This is a genomic window from Methyloceanibacter sp., assembly GCF_050999895.1.
Classification (GTDB): Bacteria; Pseudomonadota; Alphaproteobacteria; order Rhizobiales; family Methyloligellaceae; genus Methyloceanibacter.
Genome location: NZ_JBPCOU010000108.1, coordinates 1 through 18,071, shown reverse-complemented (window position 1 = coordinate 18,071; position 18,071 = coordinate 1). Strand labels below are relative to the sequence as shown.

Annotated in this window: 20 protein-coding genes; 18 read left to right on the top strand and 2 right to left on the bottom strand. The window is 64.4% G+C overall.

The features are described from left to right. Positions 1-15: 15 nt before the first annotated feature. Positions 16-708, bottom strand: coding sequence for a hypothetical protein (locus ACR2J1_RS11860; protein WP_434019529.1), 693 nt, complete (start codon positions 706-708; stop codon positions 16-18). 211 nt (positions 709-919) lie between these two features. Here ACR2J1_RS11860 and ACR2J1_RS11855 point away from each other — a divergent pair, with 211 nt between their 5' ends. The 3 genes from ACR2J1_RS11855 (at position 920) to ACR2J1_RS11845 (ending at position 3,187) form a co-directional block, all read left to right on the top strand. Next, positions 920-1,648, top strand: a complete 729-nt coding sequence (locus ACR2J1_RS11855) for a response regulator (protein WP_434019528.1) — start codon at positions 920-922, stop codon at positions 1,646-1,648. Next, complete coding sequence (locus ACR2J1_RS11850) at positions 1,645-2,898, top strand: ATP-binding protein (protein WP_434019527.1); 1,254 nt, start codon at positions 1,645-1,647, stop codon at positions 2,896-2,898. The genes ACR2J1_RS11855 and ACR2J1_RS11850 overlap by 4 nt, the downstream gene beginning before the upstream one ends. Before the next feature lie 106 nt (positions 2,899-3,004). Then, entirely contained in the window at positions 3,005-3,187 is a 183-nt protein-coding gene (locus tag ACR2J1_RS11845; protein WP_434019526.1) for a hypothetical protein, read from the top strand. 39 nt (positions 3,188-3,226) lie between these two features. Here the strand turns inward: ACR2J1_RS11845 and ACR2J1_RS11840 are convergent, their stop codons facing one another. After that, positions 3,227-4,288, bottom strand: a complete 1,062-nt coding sequence (locus ACR2J1_RS11840) for a glycosyl hydrolase family 28-related protein (RefSeq protein ID WP_434019525.1) — start codon at positions 4,286-4,288, stop codon at positions 3,227-3,229. Between the two features lie 207 nt (positions 4,289-4,495). On the opposite strand from ACR2J1_RS11840, the gene ACR2J1_RS11835 reads away from it, so the two are divergent. The 15 genes from ACR2J1_RS11835 to ACR2J1_RS11765 form a co-directional block, all read left to right on the top strand. Further along, on the top strand, positions 4,496-4,618 hold the full coding sequence (locus ACR2J1_RS11835) for a hypothetical protein (RefSeq protein WP_434019524.1): 123 nt from the start codon (positions 4,496-4,498) through the stop codon (positions 4,616-4,618). A 499-nt stretch (positions 4,619-5,117) separates the two neighbouring features. Then, a complete protein-coding gene (gene ruvC / locus ACR2J1_RS11830; RefSeq protein WP_434019523.1) occupies positions 5,118-5,660 on the top strand; it encodes a crossover junction endodeoxyribonuclease RuvC in 543 nt (180 codons plus the stop codon). Continuing rightward, a complete protein-coding gene (gene ruvA, locus ACR2J1_RS11825; RefSeq protein WP_434019522.1) occupies positions 5,657-6,274 on the top strand; it encodes a Holliday junction branch migration protein RuvA in 618 nt (205 codons plus the stop codon). Before ruvC ends, ruvA begins: the two co-directional genes overlap by 4 nt. 51 nt (positions 6,275-6,325) lie before the next feature. Further along, positions 6,326-7,363: a Holliday junction branch migration DNA helicase RuvB gene (ruvB, locus tag ACR2J1_RS11820; RefSeq protein ID WP_434019521.1), complete on the top strand. Its 1,038-nt coding sequence runs from the start codon at positions 6,326-6,328 to the stop codon at positions 7,361-7,363. A 2-nt stretch (positions 7,364-7,365) separates the two neighbouring features. After that, the gene (locus ACR2J1_RS11815) at positions 7,366-7,839 is read left to right on the top strand and encodes a YbgC/FadM family acyl-CoA thioesterase (RefSeq protein ID WP_434019520.1); all 474 of its coding nucleotides are present in this window, start codon (positions 7,366-7,368) and stop codon (positions 7,837-7,839) included. A gap of 220 nt (positions 7,840-8,059) precedes the next feature. Then, positions 8,060-8,752 carry a protein TolQ gene (tolQ, locus tag ACR2J1_RS11810; RefSeq protein ID WP_434019519.1) on the top strand — a complete coding sequence of 231 codons (693 nt, stop codon included), beginning with the start codon at positions 8,060-8,062 and terminating at the stop codon, positions 8,750-8,752. 12 nt (positions 8,753-8,764) lie between these two features. Beyond that, positions 8,765-9,241: an ExbD/TolR family protein gene (locus tag ACR2J1_RS11805; protein WP_434019518.1), complete on the top strand. Its 477-nt coding sequence runs from the start codon at positions 8,765-8,767 to the stop codon at positions 9,239-9,241. A 27-nt stretch (positions 9,242-9,268) separates the two neighbouring features. Then, a complete protein-coding gene (locus ACR2J1_RS11800; RefSeq protein WP_434019517.1) occupies positions 9,269-10,150 on the top strand; it encodes a hypothetical protein in 882 nt (293 codons plus the stop codon). Between the two features lie 26 nt (positions 10,151-10,176). After that, positions 10,177-11,517, top strand: coding sequence for a Tol-Pal system beta propeller repeat protein TolB (tolB, locus tag ACR2J1_RS11795; protein ID WP_434019566.1), 1,341 nt, complete (start codon positions 10,177-10,179; stop codon positions 11,515-11,517). Positions 11,518-11,796: 279 nt separating this feature from the next. After that, positions 11,797-11,952 carry a hypothetical protein gene (locus ACR2J1_RS11790; protein ID WP_434019516.1) on the top strand — a complete coding sequence of 52 codons (156 nt, stop codon included), beginning with the start codon at positions 11,797-11,799 and terminating at the stop codon, positions 11,950-11,952. 225 nt (positions 11,953-12,177) lie between these two features. Next, positions 12,178-12,681 carry a peptidoglycan-associated lipoprotein Pal gene (gene pal, locus ACR2J1_RS11785; protein ID WP_434019565.1) on the top strand — a complete coding sequence of 168 codons (504 nt, stop codon included), beginning with the start codon at positions 12,178-12,180 and terminating at the stop codon, positions 12,679-12,681. Between the two features lie 234 nt (positions 12,682-12,915). Beyond that, positions 12,916-13,947, top strand: a complete 1,032-nt coding sequence (gene ybgF, locus ACR2J1_RS11780) for a tol-pal system protein YbgF (RefSeq protein WP_434019515.1) — start codon at positions 12,916-12,918, stop codon at positions 13,945-13,947. A 1-nt stretch (position 13,948) separates the two neighbouring features. Continuing rightward, positions 13,949-15,244 (top strand): tRNA lysidine(34) synthetase TilS, encoded by a 1,296-nt coding sequence (tilS, locus tag ACR2J1_RS11775; RefSeq protein ID WP_434019514.1) that lies wholly within the window; start codon positions 13,949-13,951, stop codon positions 15,242-15,244. A gap of 168 nt (positions 15,245-15,412) precedes the next feature. After that, positions 15,413-17,347 carry an ATP-dependent zinc metalloprotease FtsH gene (gene ftsH / locus ACR2J1_RS11770; RefSeq protein WP_434019513.1) on the top strand — a complete coding sequence of 645 codons (1,935 nt, stop codon included), beginning with the start codon at positions 15,413-15,415 and terminating at the stop codon, positions 17,345-17,347. Between the two features lie 108 nt (positions 17,348-17,455). After that, on the top strand, positions 17,456-18,071 hold a 616-nt coding region (locus ACR2J1_RS11765; protein WP_434019512.1), incomplete at its 3' end, for a dihydropteroate synthase.

The following is an 18,071-nucleotide window of genomic DNA, read 5'->3' as shown; positions in this document are numbered from 1 at the left end:
CGCCCCCTTTCGTCGTTACTCGGCCTGAGGGGTCGGCTCGGCCGGCTCCGGTGCTGCATCGGGTTCGCTCGGGCCGCCGCGATCGGGGCCGGGTCCGGGACGGTGACCGTGCGGTCCATGCATCTTTCCACGCATTTTCGCTTCGACAGAAGCAACCTTTTGCAGTTGCTCCGCGCTCAGCGTGCCGCGCAGCGCTTCGATCGCCTTCATAAGCGTCTCGGCCTTCTGACCACGCGCTATGGCATTTTCCGCGAGGCGTTGGGCGAGCTTGAAGGGCTCATCGTTGTCCGCGTTGGCGTCGGCCGGTTTTGAGAACCGCGACGGCGGTGTCATCACGGCAAGCAACGCATCGGTGAAATCGCGCCACGTATCGAGCTGATTGGAGCGGATGCCGATCTCGGTCTCCAGGGCGCTCAGCTTCTGGGCGAGACGTTCCGGATCGCGCCACGATCCCTGCTTGTCGCCTTTGCCGTGCTTGCCGTGCCAGCTGACTTCGCCGCGACCGCCACGCTCACACATCTTGCCGTGATGCTTACCGTGCATTTTGCCGCCATCACCGTGACGGCCGCCCTGTTCGGAGTCTCCGGCAACGTCTGACTTCATCCCATGGCTTCGATCTGATCTCCGGTCGGAACTCGCCCAGGCGACGGTCAGCAGGGCTAGACTGGCGACGGCGAGGACGGAAAGGACCTTGGGGGCGTGCTTCATGTTCGTGTGTCCTTGGGCTGATGAGTGTTCATTGCTAAAGCGGCTTCGTTGCGCGCGTTGGTCTCGTCATGTCCGAACGTTGCTGGGCTCCTGAGAGTTGTGTCCGAACGTTGCTGATGGGGCAAGAAGCTGTTTTGTTTACAAAAATCCGCTCGTGACGCGGGCGGAGGAGGTCTAGAACGAGTGCACCCAATCCTCGCGCAAGGCCCCGATGACCGCCAGCACACCGCAAATTCTCGTCGTCGACGACGACCCCGAAATCCGCAAGCTCCTCGCCCGCTATATCGAGAGCCAGGGTTTTCGCGTGCGCCTTGCCGCCAGTTGTCGTGAACTCCGCGAGCAGCTGACCACGCACCAGATCGACCTCGTCGTTCTCGATGTCATGCTTCCCGACGGCTCCGGCCTCGATATGTGCCGCGATCTCCGCGCGCAGCGCTCCAACGTTCCAGTCATTCTCCTCACCGCGCTGAAGGAGGATGTCGATCGCATCATCGGTCTTGAGATCGGCGCGGACGACTATCTGGGAAAGCCCTTCAATCCGCGCGAGCTCATCGCCCGGGTGAGGGCGGTGCTGCGGCGTCGCGCCGAGACCCTGCCGCCATCCCCCCTGGCCAAGACCTATCGCTTCGAAGGCTTTACGGCGGATCCGCAAACGCGGCGCGTGAGCGATCCGGGCGGACAGCACGTCGAGCTGACGGGCGCCGAATTCGATCTGCTCAAGACCTTCCTCGACAGGCCGGGACGGCTCCTTTCCCGGGATCAGCTGCTCGACCTCACCCGCGGCCGCAACGGCGACGTTCTCGACCGCTCCATCGACGTGCTCGTCAGCCGCTTGCGGCGCAAGCTCGGCGACAGCGGCGGCGCGACCTTGTTCAAGACGGTGCGCAACGGCGGCTATCAGCTCACCGTGAAGGTTGACGTCGAGGATGCGGCATCATGAATACTCTCCGCGCGAAATTCATTCTGCTGCTCGTCGTCGCTATCGTCTCCGTGGTGTTTCTGCTCACGGCGGTGCTGCTCTATCTGCTGGGGCCGCCGGCTTCGCGTCATTCCCTTGAGCCCGTCGCACAACAGGTGGAGACGATCGTCACGCTCACGAAGCAGGGGGCAACGCTGCCCCTTTCCAACCAACCCGCTGCCGGGCGTGACTACGACGACGCCACGCTGCGGCTGCGCGATGCCTTGTCGGCGCGTGGTCTCGACCTGCCGGCGACGATCTCCCGCGCAAAGAGGGGAGCGCCTTTGACCGTCTCGATCCCGATTGCTGAGAACCAGTGGTACCTCATGCCGATCATGAATCTGCCACCGCGGGGCGTGCCGACCAGGGTGCTCCTGAAGTGGCTCGCCCTCATCACGTTCGGCGCCACGGCCATTGCCGTATTTGTCGCCAACCGCATGGTGCGGCCGCTCGCCCTTCTTGAGAATACCGTGGCCTCGGTGGGGCCTGACGGGGTGCTGCCGACGATACCCGAACGTGGTCCGGGCGAAGTGCGCGCGACGGCCAAGGCGCTCAATGCGCTCTCCTTGCGCCTTAAGGGCGCGATCGAGAGCCGCATGCGGCTGGTCGCTGCGGCCGGCCATGATCTGCGCACGCCGATGACGCGCATGCGCCTCAGGGCGGAGTTCGTGGAGGACGAAGAGGAGCGCGCGCTGTGGCTGAACGATCTCGATGAGCTGGAGCGCATCGCCGACAGCGCCATCCTGCTGGTGCGCGAAGAATCCGGCAAGTCGCCTCCGGAGCTGATCCGCCTCGACGAGCTGGTGAAGAGCATCGGCGCCGAATTGCGCGATCAGGATCTCGACGTGACCAATATGGCGACGGAGCCGGTCAGCGTTTGCGCGAGCCGGCTCACGCTCAATCGTGCGCTGCGCAATCTCATCATCAATGCGGCGACCCATGGGGTCCGCGCGCGCGTCAAGGTGGACGGCATGGATAGGGTGACCGCGCGGATCGTTATCGAGGACGAGGGTCCAGGTATTCCGCCGTCGCTGATCGGCCAGGTCTTCGAGCCGTTCTTCCGCGCCGACCCCGCGCGGCGGCAGGACATTCGCGGTGCCGGTCTCGGCCTCACCATCGCGCGCGAGATCATTCAGCGCGCCGGCGGCGCTATCAGCATCGCTAATCGCGAGTCCGGTGGGTTGGTTCAGATCGTCGAGCTGCCGAAGGCGCCGGAGCCTGCGATGGCTTAGATTGCGGAAGTGCGGTCGACGTTTCCGCGGCGACTTCGTCCTTCCGGTGCCCTTGTTCTGTCGCATAGCGCGTCGAAACTCAGTGGTTCGATAAGGAGGGTAGGCCATGCACATGAGCCAAATTCATGACCTTGCGCGCCGTCTCTTCGACGCGCATGGAGACAAGGCTGAACTGGAGGCCGCGCGGAAGGCCGCCGAATGCGAGCAGCAAGGCACGACAAAAGAGGCGAGCGACTGGCGCCGCATTCAGGCAGCCATCAAGGAGATGCGCGGTCCGGGCGTGAGCTGAGCGCAAGCCCGCGCAGGCGGGGTGGTCACGTGCCGCGCCTCAGGGTTTCGGTTTCGTTGACTTTCCCCGGCGGGCCTCCATGCCGATATTCTCGCAATCGCTTTGCAGCACCACGATTTCGATGGGCGTGGCATAGGGATTGAAGCCGGCCGCGATCTGCTCCTGTTTGGTGAATTGCCGGTTGCGGCAGAAATCCGATGTGATCTCCGCCGGTGCGTTCGCAATGAGCAGCGGGCGATTGCCGCGGAAGACATTGCGCGCGACCTCCACCTTGGAGATGCGCCCATGCTTGCAGTTGAGGATGATTCCCGCGCCGGCATTGTCGAGAAACTTGGAATTCTCGATCCGTACATTGGTGATGATGTGGTCCGGCTTGTTGGGCTCGAGATCGATGCCGGCGTTTGGGCGGGTCCCGCGCGTATCCTTGAAAACGGAATCCAGGACGAGCACGCCATCGGCGGCGACGATCGTCAGTCCCTGCCGGCGATTGCCCTCTGCTGTAACGGCGCAAAAGCGCACATTGCTGGCGCTGCTGACATAGAAGCCGTCGCCCCACATTTTCGTCGCGGTCACGTTCGCGATGGTGACGTCGCGCGCATCCTCGACGATGCGGATACCCATGCCCCACTGGCCGGATTTGGTTTTGTGCTCCTTGCGATCGCCCTCGAGGGTGCCGCCGATCACCGTGACGTTCGACACGGCGGAGATGGTCAGGGCAGCGGTGTGCTTTGCGCCGTTGGGGATGACCTTCAGCGTGGCGCCGTCGTCGAGTTTGAGCGTCATGTCGCTCTTGAGCATGAGCCGCTTCTCGCTCTCGGCGTCGACCATGTAGGTGCCCTTGGGCACAAGCGCCGTGCCGCCGGTCCCGCCGACCGCCGTGATCGCGGCCTGGATGGCGGCGGTATCGTCGGTCTTGCCGTCGCCTTTGGCGCCCTTGGCTTTGACACTCACGACCACGGAGGAGCGCCCCCGCACTTCGCAGTCTTGCGCGGCCCTGGCCGGCGCGGGAACCGCCAGAGCGAGCAGGCACGACCCGAAAGCCAGCAAGGGCCATGCGGCGCTCAGCGCATATCCGATCTGGCCGGCGACCCGTTCCCGCATCCGCCTCCTGCTCCCTCAAGCTCAATCTAGGCGAAGCATGCCGCCGAAAAGTGGAAGATTTGACGGCGCCGTTCCCAAGTTTGCGCCGGCGGACCGGCGTGCAGAAACAACGTCCAGTACCGTACCGAGTCCTCGCCCGTGCGCCTGCTGCTCAACGACGGGAAACCATACCTTCGAAGCTGATCTCTTCCGAAGGAGGAACCCGAGATGAAAAAATACCTGATCGCAAGCCTGTTGACGATCGTTCTGGCTACCCCCGCTTTGGCGGAACGATATTTCGTGACCGTCGACACGGTGGGCAATTGCTCGGTCATTCGAGGCGGCCAGTAGGGCATGTGCATAAGGTGCCCGGCCTTGGCTGGGCATCTTATGTTCAGTGGGCGTGCAATTCGATCTCGACGAGAGTGCAGAGAAGGGGCAAGGCTGGACGGAAACGAGCCCATCTTCTATGAATAGACATGCTTGATCGGAAGATTCGCGTGTTGCAGGACCCGGCGAGGGACGAGGGTAACCCTTTGCATTAAGGGTAGAAGTTTCTCGAACTGCCGGGTGGGCAAGGATGCCAGCAGACTATTTCTAGGGCTCGCAAAATCTCGATTCAACATCGGCTTCGCCGCCTCTCCACGCTCCGGTAGAATAACGCCGCAGCCGGTATTTGGTGCCCAAGCACGGATTTTGCGAGGGTGGGTCCGGTGGCGTTGATGTGGGAAGAGCAAGCACGACACGCGATCATCGCCTAGTGACGGAATTCAGTGCGCTACCTCCTCCGGCCGCCGCATGGCAGAATCGCCAAACGATTCGATCTGGCCCGGGGCGCGGTCAGCAAGGAGTGCCGTTGGCAAACGCGAGACAGACGATCCGCATCATCGGCATCGATCCCGGGCTCAGGCGCACCGGGTGGGGCGTCATCGACAGCGACGGGGTGAAGCGCATCTTTGTCGCCTGCGGTTCGGTCACGTCGGATCAGGCCGAGAGCCTGGGCCCCCGCTTGCGGCAGCTCTTCGACGGGCTGTCGGAGGTCCTGGCGCTTCTCGCGCCGGCAGAGGCCGCCGTGGAGCAGACCTTCGTCAATCGCGACGGCTCCGCCACGCTGAAGCTCGGGCAGGCGCGGGGCATCGCGATGCTCGCGCCGGCGCTGCTCGGCCTCCCCATCGCCGAATACGCCCCGAATGCGGTCAAGAAGACGGTGGTCGGCGCGGGCCACGGCGACAAGGCTCAAATCCGCGCCATGGTGAAGTGCCTCCTGCCGCGCGCCACCCCCGATAGCGCCGATGCTGCCGACGCGCTCGCCATCGCCATCACGCATGCCCATTCGCGTTCTTGGCGGCGCTTCGAGGCGGCGGTCGCGCTCAGCCTGCGGAGCGCGTCATGATCGGCAAGCTCACGGGCCGTCTCGATAGTGTCGGCTTCGCATCCTTGATCATCGATGTGGGCGGCGTCGGCTACGAGGTGACGGTGTCGGCGCGGGTCATCGCCGGCCTCCCCGCCATCGGCGACATGGTCAGCCTCGCCATCGACACTCATATGCGCGAGGACTCCATCCGGCTTTACGGCTTTGCCACCGAGCATGACCGCGCTTGGTTCCGCGCGCTCCAGACGGTGCAGGGGGCCGGGGCGAAGGTTGCGCTTGCGGTGCTCGGCGTCTTGAGTGCGGGCGAACTCGCCAATGCGGTGGCGCTACAGGACAATGCCCAGGTCGCGCGGGCGCCCGGTGTCGGTCCGAAGGTCGCCGCGCGCATCGTCGCCGAGCTCAAGGACAAAATGCCGATGCTTGCACCGGCGCTGCGGCCGGGCGGAGGCGTGCAGCCGGCCGTGGCGGCACTGCCGGAGGGGCTCGCTGCACGCGATGCCGTGTCTGCGCTACTTAATCTCGGCTATGCCCATGTGCAGGCCGCCGCCGCCGTCACCGCGGCACTAGACAAGGCCGGCCGCGAGGCGCGGACCGAGGAGCTTATCCGCCTCGGCCTTCGGGAGCTTGCGCAATGAGGACGTCTCTGGCGGCCGCCGTCATCAATCCCCGGCTCGGAGGCAGGGCGCATGGCTGAGAGGGTGCTCGCGGCCGCCAAACGCGACGACGACCAGCCCGAGGTCTCGCTTCGCCCGCAGACGCTGTCCGAGTTCATCGGTCAGGCGAAAGTTTGCAACAATCTCAAGGTGTTCATCGATGCCGCGCGCTCTCGCCGCGAGGCCCTCGATCATGTGCTCTTCGCCGGGCCGCCCGGTCTCGGCAAGACCACGCTTGCGCAGATCGTGGCGCGCGAGCTCGGCGTCAACTTTCGCGCGACCTCCGGTCCGGTGATCGCCAAGGCCGGCGATCTCGCAGCACTTCTCACCAATCTCGAGGACCGCGACGTCCTCTTTATCGACGAGATCCACCGGCTCAGTCCGGCGGTCGAGGAAATCCTCTATCCGGCGATGGAGGACTTCCAGCTCGACCTCATCATCGGCGAGGGACCGGCGGCGCGCTCGGTGCGCATCGATCTTTCCCGCTTCACGCTTGTCGGCGCCACCACGCGCACGGGCCTTCTCACCACGCCGCTCCGCGAGCGTTTCGGCATTCCCATCCGGCTCGAATTCTACGGCGTTGCGGAGCTGGAAGAGATCGTGCGCCGGGGTGCGCGGCTGCTTGGGCTTGGTCTCACGCCGGAAGGCGCGCATGAGATTGCACGGCGCGCGCGCGGTACGCCTCGCGTTGCGGCGCGGCTCTTGCGCCGGGTGCGGGATTTCGCATCCGTCGCCGGCGCTGCCGCCGTCGACGCCAAGATCGCCGACGGGGCGCTATCGCAGCTCGAGGTCGATACGCGCGGCCTTGACGCGCTCGATCACCGTTACCTGCGCTGCATCGCGGTGAACTATAACGGTGGGCCCGTCGGGGTGGAGACGTTGTCGGCGGCGCTGTCGGAACCGCGCGACGCCATCGAGGAGATCATCGAGCCCTATCTCTTGCAGCAGGGCTTGATTGCGCGCACGCCGCGCGGGCGCGTCCTCACCGCCTCGGCCTTCACCCATCTCGGGCTGCCGACCTCGGCGCAGTCGTCGCAATTCCCGCTCTTCAACGGCGGCGAGGAGACGTGACGGTGGAGGTCAGCAGGTCGTGGCCGGACCTCGCCGGACGCATCGAGGGCGACACCCATATCCTCCCGGTGCGGGTCTATTTCGAAGACACCGACTGCGGCGGCGTCGTCTATCACGCAAGCTTTCTGCGTTTTTGCGAGCGCGGCCGCTCCGATTTTATCCGCGTGCTCGGGATCCATCATCAGAGCCTGGCGCAGCCGAAGGAGGGCGAGGGGGCCGTCTTCGTGGTTCGCCGCATCGAGATTGATTATTTGAAGCCGGCTCGCCTGGGCCAGGTGCTCGAGGTGGTGACGCGCTGCGCCGAGATCGGGGGCGCTTCGCTCGTCCTGACGCAGGAGGTCAGGCTTGCGGGGACCGTGCTTGCCCGCATGCGGGTGGTGGTGGTTCTGGTGTCGTTCGCGGGCAAGCCGCAGCGTATCGGGGTGATGGTGCGCGATGCGCTTCAACGATTCGTTAACCATCGGCGTGAAACGTAGCGAGAACAGTAAAGCGTGTGGGTCGGAGCGGAAGAGCTAGCGCGGACCATCACGGTAAACGGGCCCAAGTTTAGTCACATTCGCTCGCGTAAGGTCGCCTAGCGTTCTCCCCGGCGATTTTCGTCAAGCAAGCGTGGAACAAGCCCCACGAAGTCCAAGCTTCGTCTCGCCAAGGCCGCGGCCCGGGGAGACGAGTTTTGGATCATGCCAAGAGGCCGTCATGACTCCGCCGGACGTTGCGGTCGATCTATCGATCTTCGAGCTCTTCAAGAATGCGCACATCGTCGTCAAGCTCGTCATCATCGGGCTGGTGCTGGCGTCGATGTGGAGCTGGGCCATCATCTTCGAAAAGTTCTTCCTCTTCGCGCGGACGCGCAAGGAGACGGACAATTTCGAGCAGGTGTTCTGGTCCGGCCAGTCGCTCGAAGAGCTCTATCAGGCGCTGTCGCAGCGCCGGAACACCTCCATGGCGGCGCTGTTCGTCGCGGCCATGCGCGAATGGAAACGAAGTATCGAGCGAAATCCAAAGCCCTCGGCAGGAGTGCAACTCCGCGTGGAGAAGGTCATGGACGTGACCGTCAGCCGCGAGGTGGAGCGCATGGAGCGGCGGCTCACCTTTCTCGCCACCGTCGGCTCGACGGCGCCCTTCGTCGGTCTGTTCGGCACCGTGTGGGGCATCATGACGAGCTTCCAGGCGATCGCGGTCAGCAAGAATACGAGCCTTGCAGTGGTGGCGCCCGGCATCGCGGAGGCTCTGTTCGCCACCGCGCTGGGCCTGCTCGCGGCGATTCCAGCGGTCATTTTTTATAACAAATTCAACACGGAAGTCGCCCGGCACGCGGGACGGCTGGAAGGTTTTGCCGACGAGTTCTCCGCGATCCTGTCGCGGCAGATCGACAAGACCACGGTGTAAGGAGGCAAGGCGATGGGTGCATCGATCGACACCGGGGGCGGAGGCGGAAGCCGGCGGACGCGGCGGCGCGCGTCACGCCCGATGAGCGAGATCAATGTCACGCCGATGGTGGATGTCATGCTCGTGCTGCTGATCATCTTCATGGTGGCGGCGCCGTTGCTGACGGTGGGTGTCGAGGTCGAGGCCGCCAAGAGCGAGCTGCCGAATATCGAGTTGCCCAAGACCGAGGCGGGGCCAGTCAAGGCGGAAGCGGAGCCGCTCAACATCAGCGTCGATCCGGACGGCAAGATCTTTTTGCAGAACTCCGAGATCAGCTTTGACGAACTTGTGCCCAAACTTGCTGCTATCCGGGAGACCGGAAGCGGAGAACGGGTGTGGGTGCGCGGTGATAACCGCACCGCCTACGGGAATGTCGTGAAAGTCCTGGCGAGAATCAAAGAGGCGGGTCTGCCGGTCACGCTCGTCACCGATCAGGTCGACCCGCTGTAACGAGGGAAGCTCGAAAGCTCGGATAGGATGCGCAGAAGCACCTTCATTTCTGCCGCGCTGCACGGCGCGCTCCTGCTGTGGGTGGTGGCCGCCCTCCCGACGACGAAGCTCGACTCAGCGCCGCTCCAGGAAATCCCTGTCGACCTCGCAACGCCGGCCGAGATCACCAGGCTGAAGGCCGGCATGGCCAACGCCAAGGACGAAGCTCCCCTGGTGGCGAAGCCCAAGGAAGAGAAGCCGGTCGCGGTGAAGGAAAAGGTCGAACCGCCGGAGAAAACCGAGGCGCTGCCGGAGAAAAAGCCGGAGCCCGTGCCGGAAAAGGTCGAGTCGCCGAAAAAGCCGGAGCCCAAGCCGGAAAAAATCGCAAAGGCCAAGGAGCCGGAACCGGAAAAGAAGCCCGAGACCAAAAAGCCCGAGCCGAAAAAAGCTGACGCTCCGAAAAAGCCGGCGCCGAAAAAGCCCTCGCGCGACTTCAACGCCGATCGGATTGCCGCTCTCCTCAACAAGATTCCGGATGCGGCCGAGGAGGCGACGCCCAACGAGATCGCCGAGGATGCGCCGGAGAAACCGGTGCGCGGGCAGAGCAACGGCACGCAACTGACGATGTCGGTGAACGAGATCGACGCGTTGCGCGCGCGAATCGCGCAGTGCTGGAACCCGCCGCCGGGCGGACTCGGCGCGGACAGCATCGTCGTGAAGCTGCGCCTCCAGCTGAATGAGGACGGCACCCTGATCGGCTACCCCAGCATCGCCAATAGCGGGGGCTCGGCCTTTTTCCAGGCCGCTGCCGACAGCGCGGTGCGCGCGGTCTACCAGTGCCAGCCTTACACGCTGCCGGTCGAGAAATACTCGGCCTGGCGCGACATGATCCTTAATTTCGACCCAAGCCAAATGTATCGGAGCGGCTAAATCTGCTCATGACTTGTATGACCGAAATGCACTCTGCACCCTCATCCATCTTGCTCCGGACAGCGCCGGCGCTCGCGCTCGGTCTCGCGGCGCTCGTGGCTGCGCTGCCGACACCGGCGCGCGCGGTGATGGAGCTCGACATCACGCAGGGCAACATCCAGCCGATGCCCATCGCCATTCCCGAGTTCGCCACCGATGGTTCGGTGGATGCGGAAAAGGCTCGTGAAATCAGCAATGTCGTGGCGAGCGACCTCCAGTCGTCAGGCCTGTTCAAGCCAATCGACCCCGCCGCCTTCATCGAGAAGGGCCTCGACACGAATCGGGTGCCGCGTTTCGAGGATTGGCGCCTGCTGAACGCGCAGGCTCTCGTCGTCGGCCGCGTCGGTAGCCAGGACGGCAAGCTCAAGGCTGAGTTCAGGCTGTGGGATCCGCTGTCGGGCAAGCAGCTCGCCGGCGAGCAGTTCTTCACCCGGCCGAAGGAGGCGCGGCGGATCGCTCATATCATCGCCGACGCCATTTATGAGCGCATCACGGGCGAGAAGGGCTATTTCGACAGCCGCGTCGTCTTCGTCGACGAATCGGGTCCGAAGGACAAGCGCATGAAGCGTCTCGCCATCATGGACCAGGATGGATACAACGTGCGGTTGTTGACGACGGGCAACGAGCTCGTGCTCACGCCGCGCTTCAGCCCCTCCACGCAAGAGATCACCTACATGTCCTTCGGCGGCGAGAAGCCCAAGGTCTACCTTCTCAACATCGAAACGGGGCAGCGGGAGATCGTCGGCGCGTTTCCGGGCATGACCTTCGCGCCACGCTTCTCGCCAGACGGCCAGCGCATCATCATGAGCCTCGAGGAGGGCGGAAACGCCAACATCTTCGCCATGGACCTGCGCAGCCGCAGGACAATGCGCCTGACCCAGGGACAGGCCATCGACACCTCTCCCTGCTATTCCCCTGACGGACGCCAGGTGGTGTTCCAGAGCGACCGCGAGGGCTCACAGCAGATCTACGTCATGAATGCCGATGGCTCCGGCCAGCGCCGCATCAGCCGGGGCGCTGGCAGCTACTCCACCCCGGTCTGGTCGCCGCGGGGCGACCTCATCGCCTTCACAAAGCAGCAAGGCGGCCAATTTTTGATCGGCGTGATGAAGCCGGACGGCTCCGGCGAACGCGTTCTGACCGAGGGCTTCCACAATGAGGGGCCGACCTGGGCCCCGAATGGCCGAGTCCTGATGTTCTTCCGGGAATCGCCCGGCGCCGGCGGGGGCCCGAGGCTCTTCACCATCGATCTCACCGGCTATAACGAGCGCCAGGTGGCCACGCCGGCGTTCGGCTCCGACCCGGCCTGGTCGCCCCTCATCAACTAGCGAAAGCGTTGCCAGAATGTCTCAGAGGAAGCGTTGCCGCTTCCTTTCGGCACGGTAAGTTACGCTTTTTTAAGCCTAATCCGGCAGGGTGTTAACCTTCTTGATCGAGGTCCCCCTGAGGGCTAGCCTCGATTGGCTGGAGGATGAGATTCGGCGTTGCATTTTGGCATCAACCCACCGGAAAACGGTTGTAGAACGGTAGTCCGGTCTTGATCTGAACCAGCCGCGCCGGTACATGCAAAGACGGCTACTGCCGTTTTAACCAAAGGAGAGAAGACCATGCAGGGTTTGAAGGGCGTTATCGTCGTTGCCACACTCGTGGCCGCCACAGTTGCGCTTGGTGGCTGCTTTGGCCACCACGAGAAGGCCGTCGTCGCAGAGCCCCTGAAGCTCGGCTCAGCCGACGTCGTGGTCGAGCAGGTTGTTCGCGTCTAAGCTGCGGCCAAAGGATTTCTGGTGGAAGGCTCCGGCCTTCCACCGACAAGGATCGGGTGCCGGGCCACTGCTCATAGCAGTGTCCCTGGCATCCAATTCTTTTGAGGCTCTTTTTGGCCTTTCCCGGCTGCTAGTCTGCTCGACGATCAAGGTTAATAGGGAATCGTTAAGGTTTTACCTTTAACGATTTCCTAAAACCGGGTAGCGGGAGTTCAGTTCATGTACATGAGTGGTGGGATTAAGTGCGCTTGCAAAATCGCAGGCGTTCTGGTGGTTGCCTTGGCACTTGCGGCTTGCTCGCGTCAGGCGCAGCCAAAGCAATATGGTCTCGGTGGAGAAGGCCCGGTTCAACCCGGCACCAGCCGAGATTTCGCCGTCAATGTCGGCGATGTCGTTCTCTTCCTGGTGGATAGCTCATCGTTGACGGGCGAGGCTCAGGGGATTCTGCGCAATCAGGCCCGTTGGCTCAATCAATATCCGCAATACACGATCTTGATCGAGGGCCACGCCGACGAGCGCGGCACGCGCGAATACAACATCGCGCTTGGTGCACGGCGCGCGATTTCCGTCAGGAACTTCCTCGCCGCGCAAGGTGTGAACCAGGGCCGGCTGCGTACGATTTCCTACGGCAAGGAGCGCCCGGTCGCGACCTGCGACGACATTTCCTGCTGGTCGCAGAATCGCCGCGCGAAGACGAACCTGAACAACGCGGCGGTCGCGCGTTACTAGCGGGCTGAACGGAAGTCGGTCGGCTGGCATCCGCCAGCTGACGCTTGGGGCGGGGGCCTCCGGCTCGATTGCGGCGTAATAGCTCCGATCAAAGTTTGGCCCCAAACCGGCTGAAAATGCGCTAGGTTCCGGCATGTTCTTGACGGACCGCAGGCATCAGCCAGGCATCGACAAGGCCCCATCGTGATCGCTCTCCTGACGTCGAGGTGCGCGCGTTCGCACCCGCTTCGCGCTGTGGCGGCGGCCGGCCTGCTCGCCTGCCTTCTCGCGTCGCCGGTTTATGCCCAGCAGGCGGCGCCTGCGCCGGCGGCACAGCCGAAGGCGCCGAGCGGCGATTCAACCTCCAGTCGAATCGGCAGGCTGGAAGAGCAGTTCGCCGACCTTCAGGTCATGGTCGGAACTCTGGAATCCTTGTTGCGGGCGAATCCCAACGCGGGCTCGCAGGCCGGCTCGAGCGCGCCGCCGTCGGTCTCGCGCGGCGACGATGGGGGGTTCGGCGATGCGGGTCCCCGCATCCAAGCGCTTGAGACCCAGATCCAAGCGCTGACGAACCAGATGGAGCAGATGGCGCAACAATTGAGCGCCATGCAGGCGCAGCTCTCCTGCGCGCCGCAGTCGCTGCCGCCTCTGCCGCAAAACGGCGACGTGCCCGGGCGTCAGGGACAGGCGCCTGCGCAATCGCCGACGGCCCTTGCGTCCGCGACCGACGCCATCGCGCCAACGTCTTTCGATACGACAACCACGCCGAACGGCGCGAGCCAGCCTCCGGAGAATCGAGACGCCGATGCGTGGCCTGAGTCCTTGTCGCCCTTGCCCTCCGATCTTGGTAGCGGAAGCGGCGGACACGATCAGCCGCAGAGCCTGACAGCGGCGCTACCGGCCAACGACGCCAAGGCGCTTTACGAGCAGGGCTATGGGTCCGTCATGCAGCGCGACTACGTCGCCGCGGAGCCGGTGTTCCGTGAGTTTCTCGCCACCTATCCGAGCGATAGGCTGGCGGGGAATGCGCAATATTGGCTCGGCGAGAGCTATTTCATGCGCGGTCAGTTCAAGGATGCTGCCGACACCTTCCTCAAGGGCTACCAGACCTACAAGTCGAATCAGATGGCCCCCGACACTCTCCTCAAGCTCGGCATGTCGCTCGCCGCGCTGGGACAGAAGGACGCCGCGTGCTCGACCTTCAATGAGCTGAAGACCAAATATCCGTCCGCGAGAGATCATATTCGCGAGTTGGCTGCGAACGAGCGCACGAAGGCCGGTTGCTGAGATGAGTGTTCTTCCAGTTTCAGACGGGGAGGCCGGCGCGATGCTGGCGCCGCTCCACCGCTATTCGCATTTGGCGCTTGCAGTGTCGGGAGGCCCCGACAGCATCGCCCTTCTCCAGCTTGCCGCTCCGTGGGCCTCCGATCGCGGCGTCAGGCTCACCGTGCTCACGGTCGATCACGCGCTGCGCCCAGAGGCCAAGGACGAGGCGGCAACGGTCGCCGCCGTGGCGACTCGTCTCGGCCTGGACCACGCCACGCTACAAGGGGTTCCGGATGCGCGTGCCGGCGGCTTGCAGGCGCGCGCGCGTATCGCCCGCTACGATCTCCTCGCCGCGTATTGCCACGCGCACGACATTCCAGCGCTCGTGACCGCGCATCATCTCGACGATCAGGCCGAAACCGTGTTGATGCGGCTGAAGCGCGGCAGCGGTCTCGACGGCCTGTCCGCCGTGTCCGAGCAAAGTGCATGGGGCGGCATTGCTGTCTTGCGGCCGCTGCTCGATGTGCCGAAGGCTCGGCTTGTCTCGACGCTTGTGGTGCGCGGCGTCCCGTTCGCGACCGATCCCAGCAATGCCGATTCCCGCTTCGAGCGCGCGCGGCTCAGGGATGAGCGCGAGGCGCTTCTCCGTCTCGGCCTGACGCCAGAGGCGTTGGCACGCTCGGCGCGGCGCCTGCGGCGGGCGAAAGAGGCGCTGGAACGCGCGACGAATTCTTTCCTCGCCGATCATTGCGAGACACAGGACGCTGGCTATTGCCTCCTCGACCAGGGCGCGCTCGCCTCGGCGTCGGAGGAGATCGCCTTGCGTGCGCTCGGCCGGGTCATCGCCTCGGTCAGCGGGCGGGAGGAACCCTTACAGCTCGCGAAGCTCGAGGCGCTGATGGCCGCTGTTGCCCAAGATCCGCTCAAGGCACGGACGCTCAGCGCCTGCCGGGTGCAACCCGCTGCGGGACGCCTCGGGGTCTTCCGCGAGGTGCGGACGCGGCTTCCGCTGCCGGTCCTGTCGCTCGAGCCGGGTTCGCAGGCGCTGTGGGACAATCGCTTCCGCGTCGGGCTCGACGCGGGCACGCAGGGACCGGTCACGGTGCGGGCGTTGGGAGAGGGCGGTTTTATCGAGCTGCGGCGCACGGTGCCGTGGCTTGCGGCCCTGCCGCGGCTTGCGGGGCGGACGCTTCCTGCCTGCTGGCGCGAGGATCGTCTTGTCGCCGTGCCGCGGCCCGGAAGCCCTGCTGACGGGGGAGCCCCCGGCTTCAGAACCGCCTTCGTTAACGCGGCCGTGGTTGATGCCCCGCCGCGCTAACGCCGCGATGCGGCGGTAAGACGTTGAGGAACCGTGCACCTCTTTGCGTTAGCTTTACTTGGCAAGGAGAGCGCTGGTTCCTATGTTAGCAAGGCTTAGTCCCAAGGATGGCGCGCAGGCATTCCGAGGGCGCGGGGTCCGCCCGGACCTCAATCAGTCAGGACAGTCATGAATCCCAATTTCCGTAACTTCGCCATCTGGGTTTTTATCGGCCTGCTGCTCGTTGCGCTGTTCAACCTGTTCCAGAGCCCTGGGGTCCAGGTTCGCGGCAATGAGATCAGCTTTTCCCAGCTTTTGAGCGAAGTCGATAGCGGCAGCATTCAGGACGTGACCATCGCCGGCAGCACGATCACCGGCCACTTTTCCGATGGCCGCGCCTTCCAGACCTATGCGCCCAACGATCCCAACCTGGTCGACAAGCTCTACCAGAAGAACGTGAAGATCACCGCAAAGCCGTCGGAGGAGGACGTGCCGTCGCTGCTCGGCGTGCTCGTCTCCTGGTTCCCGATGCTGCTTCTCATCGCGGTCTGGATCTTCTTCATGCGCCAGATGCAGTCCGGCGGCGGTCGCGCGATGGGCTTCGGCAAGTCCAAGGCGAAGCTCCTGACCGAACGCCACGGCCGCGTCACCTTCGACGACGTTGCCGGCGTGGAAGAGGCGAAGGAGGATCTGGAGGAGATCGTCGAGTTCCTGCGCGATCCGCAAAAGTTCCAGAAGCTCGGCGGGCGCATCCCGCGCGGCGCGTTGCTGGTCGGCCCTCCCGGCACCGGTAAGACGCTGCTCGCGCGCGCGATCGCCGGCGAGGCGAACGTTCCGTTCTTCACGATTTCGGGCTCCGACTTCGTCGAGATGTTTGTCGGGGTCGGCGCAAGCCGCGTCCGCGACATGTTCGAGCAGGCGAAGAAGAACGCGCCTTGCATCATCTTCATCGACGAAATCGACGCCGTCGGACGGCATCGTGGGGCGGGCCTCGGCGGCGGCAACGACGAACGCGAGCAGACCCTCAACCAGTTGCTCGTCGAGATGGACGGCTTCGAGGCCAATGAAGGCATCATTCTGATCGCGGCCACAAACCGTCCCGACGTGCTCGATCCCGCGCTGCTGCGTCCGGGCCGCTTCGACCGTCAGGTCGTGGTGCCGCGCCCCGATATCATCGGCCGCGAGAAGATCCTGAAGGTCCATGTGCGCAAGGTTCCGCCCTCGCCGGATGTCGATCTGCGCGTCGTTGCGCGCGGCACGCCCGGCTGCTCGGGCGCCGATCTCGCCAATCTCGTCAACGAGGCCGCGTTGCTCGCCGCGCGCCGGTCCAAGCGTTTCGTCACACAGCACGAGTTCGAGGACGCGAAGGACAAGGTGATGATGGGCGCCGAACGCCGTTCGATGGTGATGACGGAAGAAGAGAAGACGCTCACCGCCTATCACGAAGGTGGGCATGCGCTCGTCGCCCTGCATCAGCCGGCGTCCGATCCCGTGCACAAGGCAACGATCATCCCGCGCGGACGTGCGCTCGGCATGGTCATGCGGCTGCCGGAACGCGACATGCTTTCCCATACGCGCGCGAAGCTCAAGGCGGACATCACCGTCGCCATGGGCGGCCGTGTCGCCGAGGAGCTGATCTTCGGCTACGAGAAGGTCACGTCCGGTGCCTCGATGGACATCAAGATGGCGACGCAGCTCGCGCGTGCCATGGTCACGCAATACGGCATGTCCGACAAGCTCGGCCCGCTCGCTTATGGCGACAACGAGGAAGAAGTGTTCCTCGGCCATTCCATCTCGCGCACGCAAAATCTCTCCGACGAGACGCAGAAGACCGTCGATGATGAGATTCATCGCCTCGTCGACGAGTCCTATGCCGAGGCGCGCAGAATTCTCGAGACGGAAATCGACAATCTCCACGTCGTCGCGCGTGGGCTCCTGGAATACGAGACCCTCAGCGGCGAGGAGATCAAGAATCTCCTGAACGGCAAGCCGCCGGTTCGGGATTTCACGCCCGATACCAGCACGCGGCCGCCGCCAGCCTCGGCCGTGCCCGTCGCGGGCAAGGGCAAGAAGGCACCGCCGGAGCCTGACACTGGCGGCATGGCGCCTCAGCCCACGACTTGAGCCTTAAGCTCCGACCTCATAGTCTAGTCGTCATGCCCGGCCTTGTGCCGGGCATGCTCGTTTTTGACACAGGCGCGTGCGGGCGGCGTCCGTGCTAAGCCTGCCGTGATGACGAAGCTTTTTCTCCGGCCGATCGGCTTTCTCTACGGCCCGACCGCTGCGACAGCCATTGCGGAAGGTTTTGCACTGCCGGTCGCCGGCAGTGTGATCGCCTTCACCGCGGCCGAGCTGATCGAAGGCGTTCCCGGCGACAGCAAGGCCCATCTCTTCGCCGCGCGCGCGCTCGCCGAATCGAGAGATGCCGATCTCACGCCGCTGCTTGAGCGAGTGACGGCACAGCGCCCGCCCTTCGCCGGGTTCAGTCTCGACCGTCCGTTGCTGATGGGCATCGTCAATGTGACGCCGGACAGTTTTTCCGATGGCGGGCTGTACGACACCAAAGAGGAAGCGGTGGTCCACGCCGCTGGCCTCGCCACCGCGGGTGCAGACATTGTCGATATTGGCGGAGAGTCGACGCGGCCGGGGTCCGATACGGTCGAGACGCAAGACGAGCTTGCCCGCGTGGTGCCGGTCATCGAGCAGCTGCACGGCATCAAGGCTGCCATCTCCATCGATACGCGGAAAGCCGATGTGGCGCGTGCCGCCGCCACGGCAGGTGCCGCGATCTTCAATGACGTCTCGGGGCTCACTTACGATCCCGACAGTCTCGCCGTTGCGGCCGAGA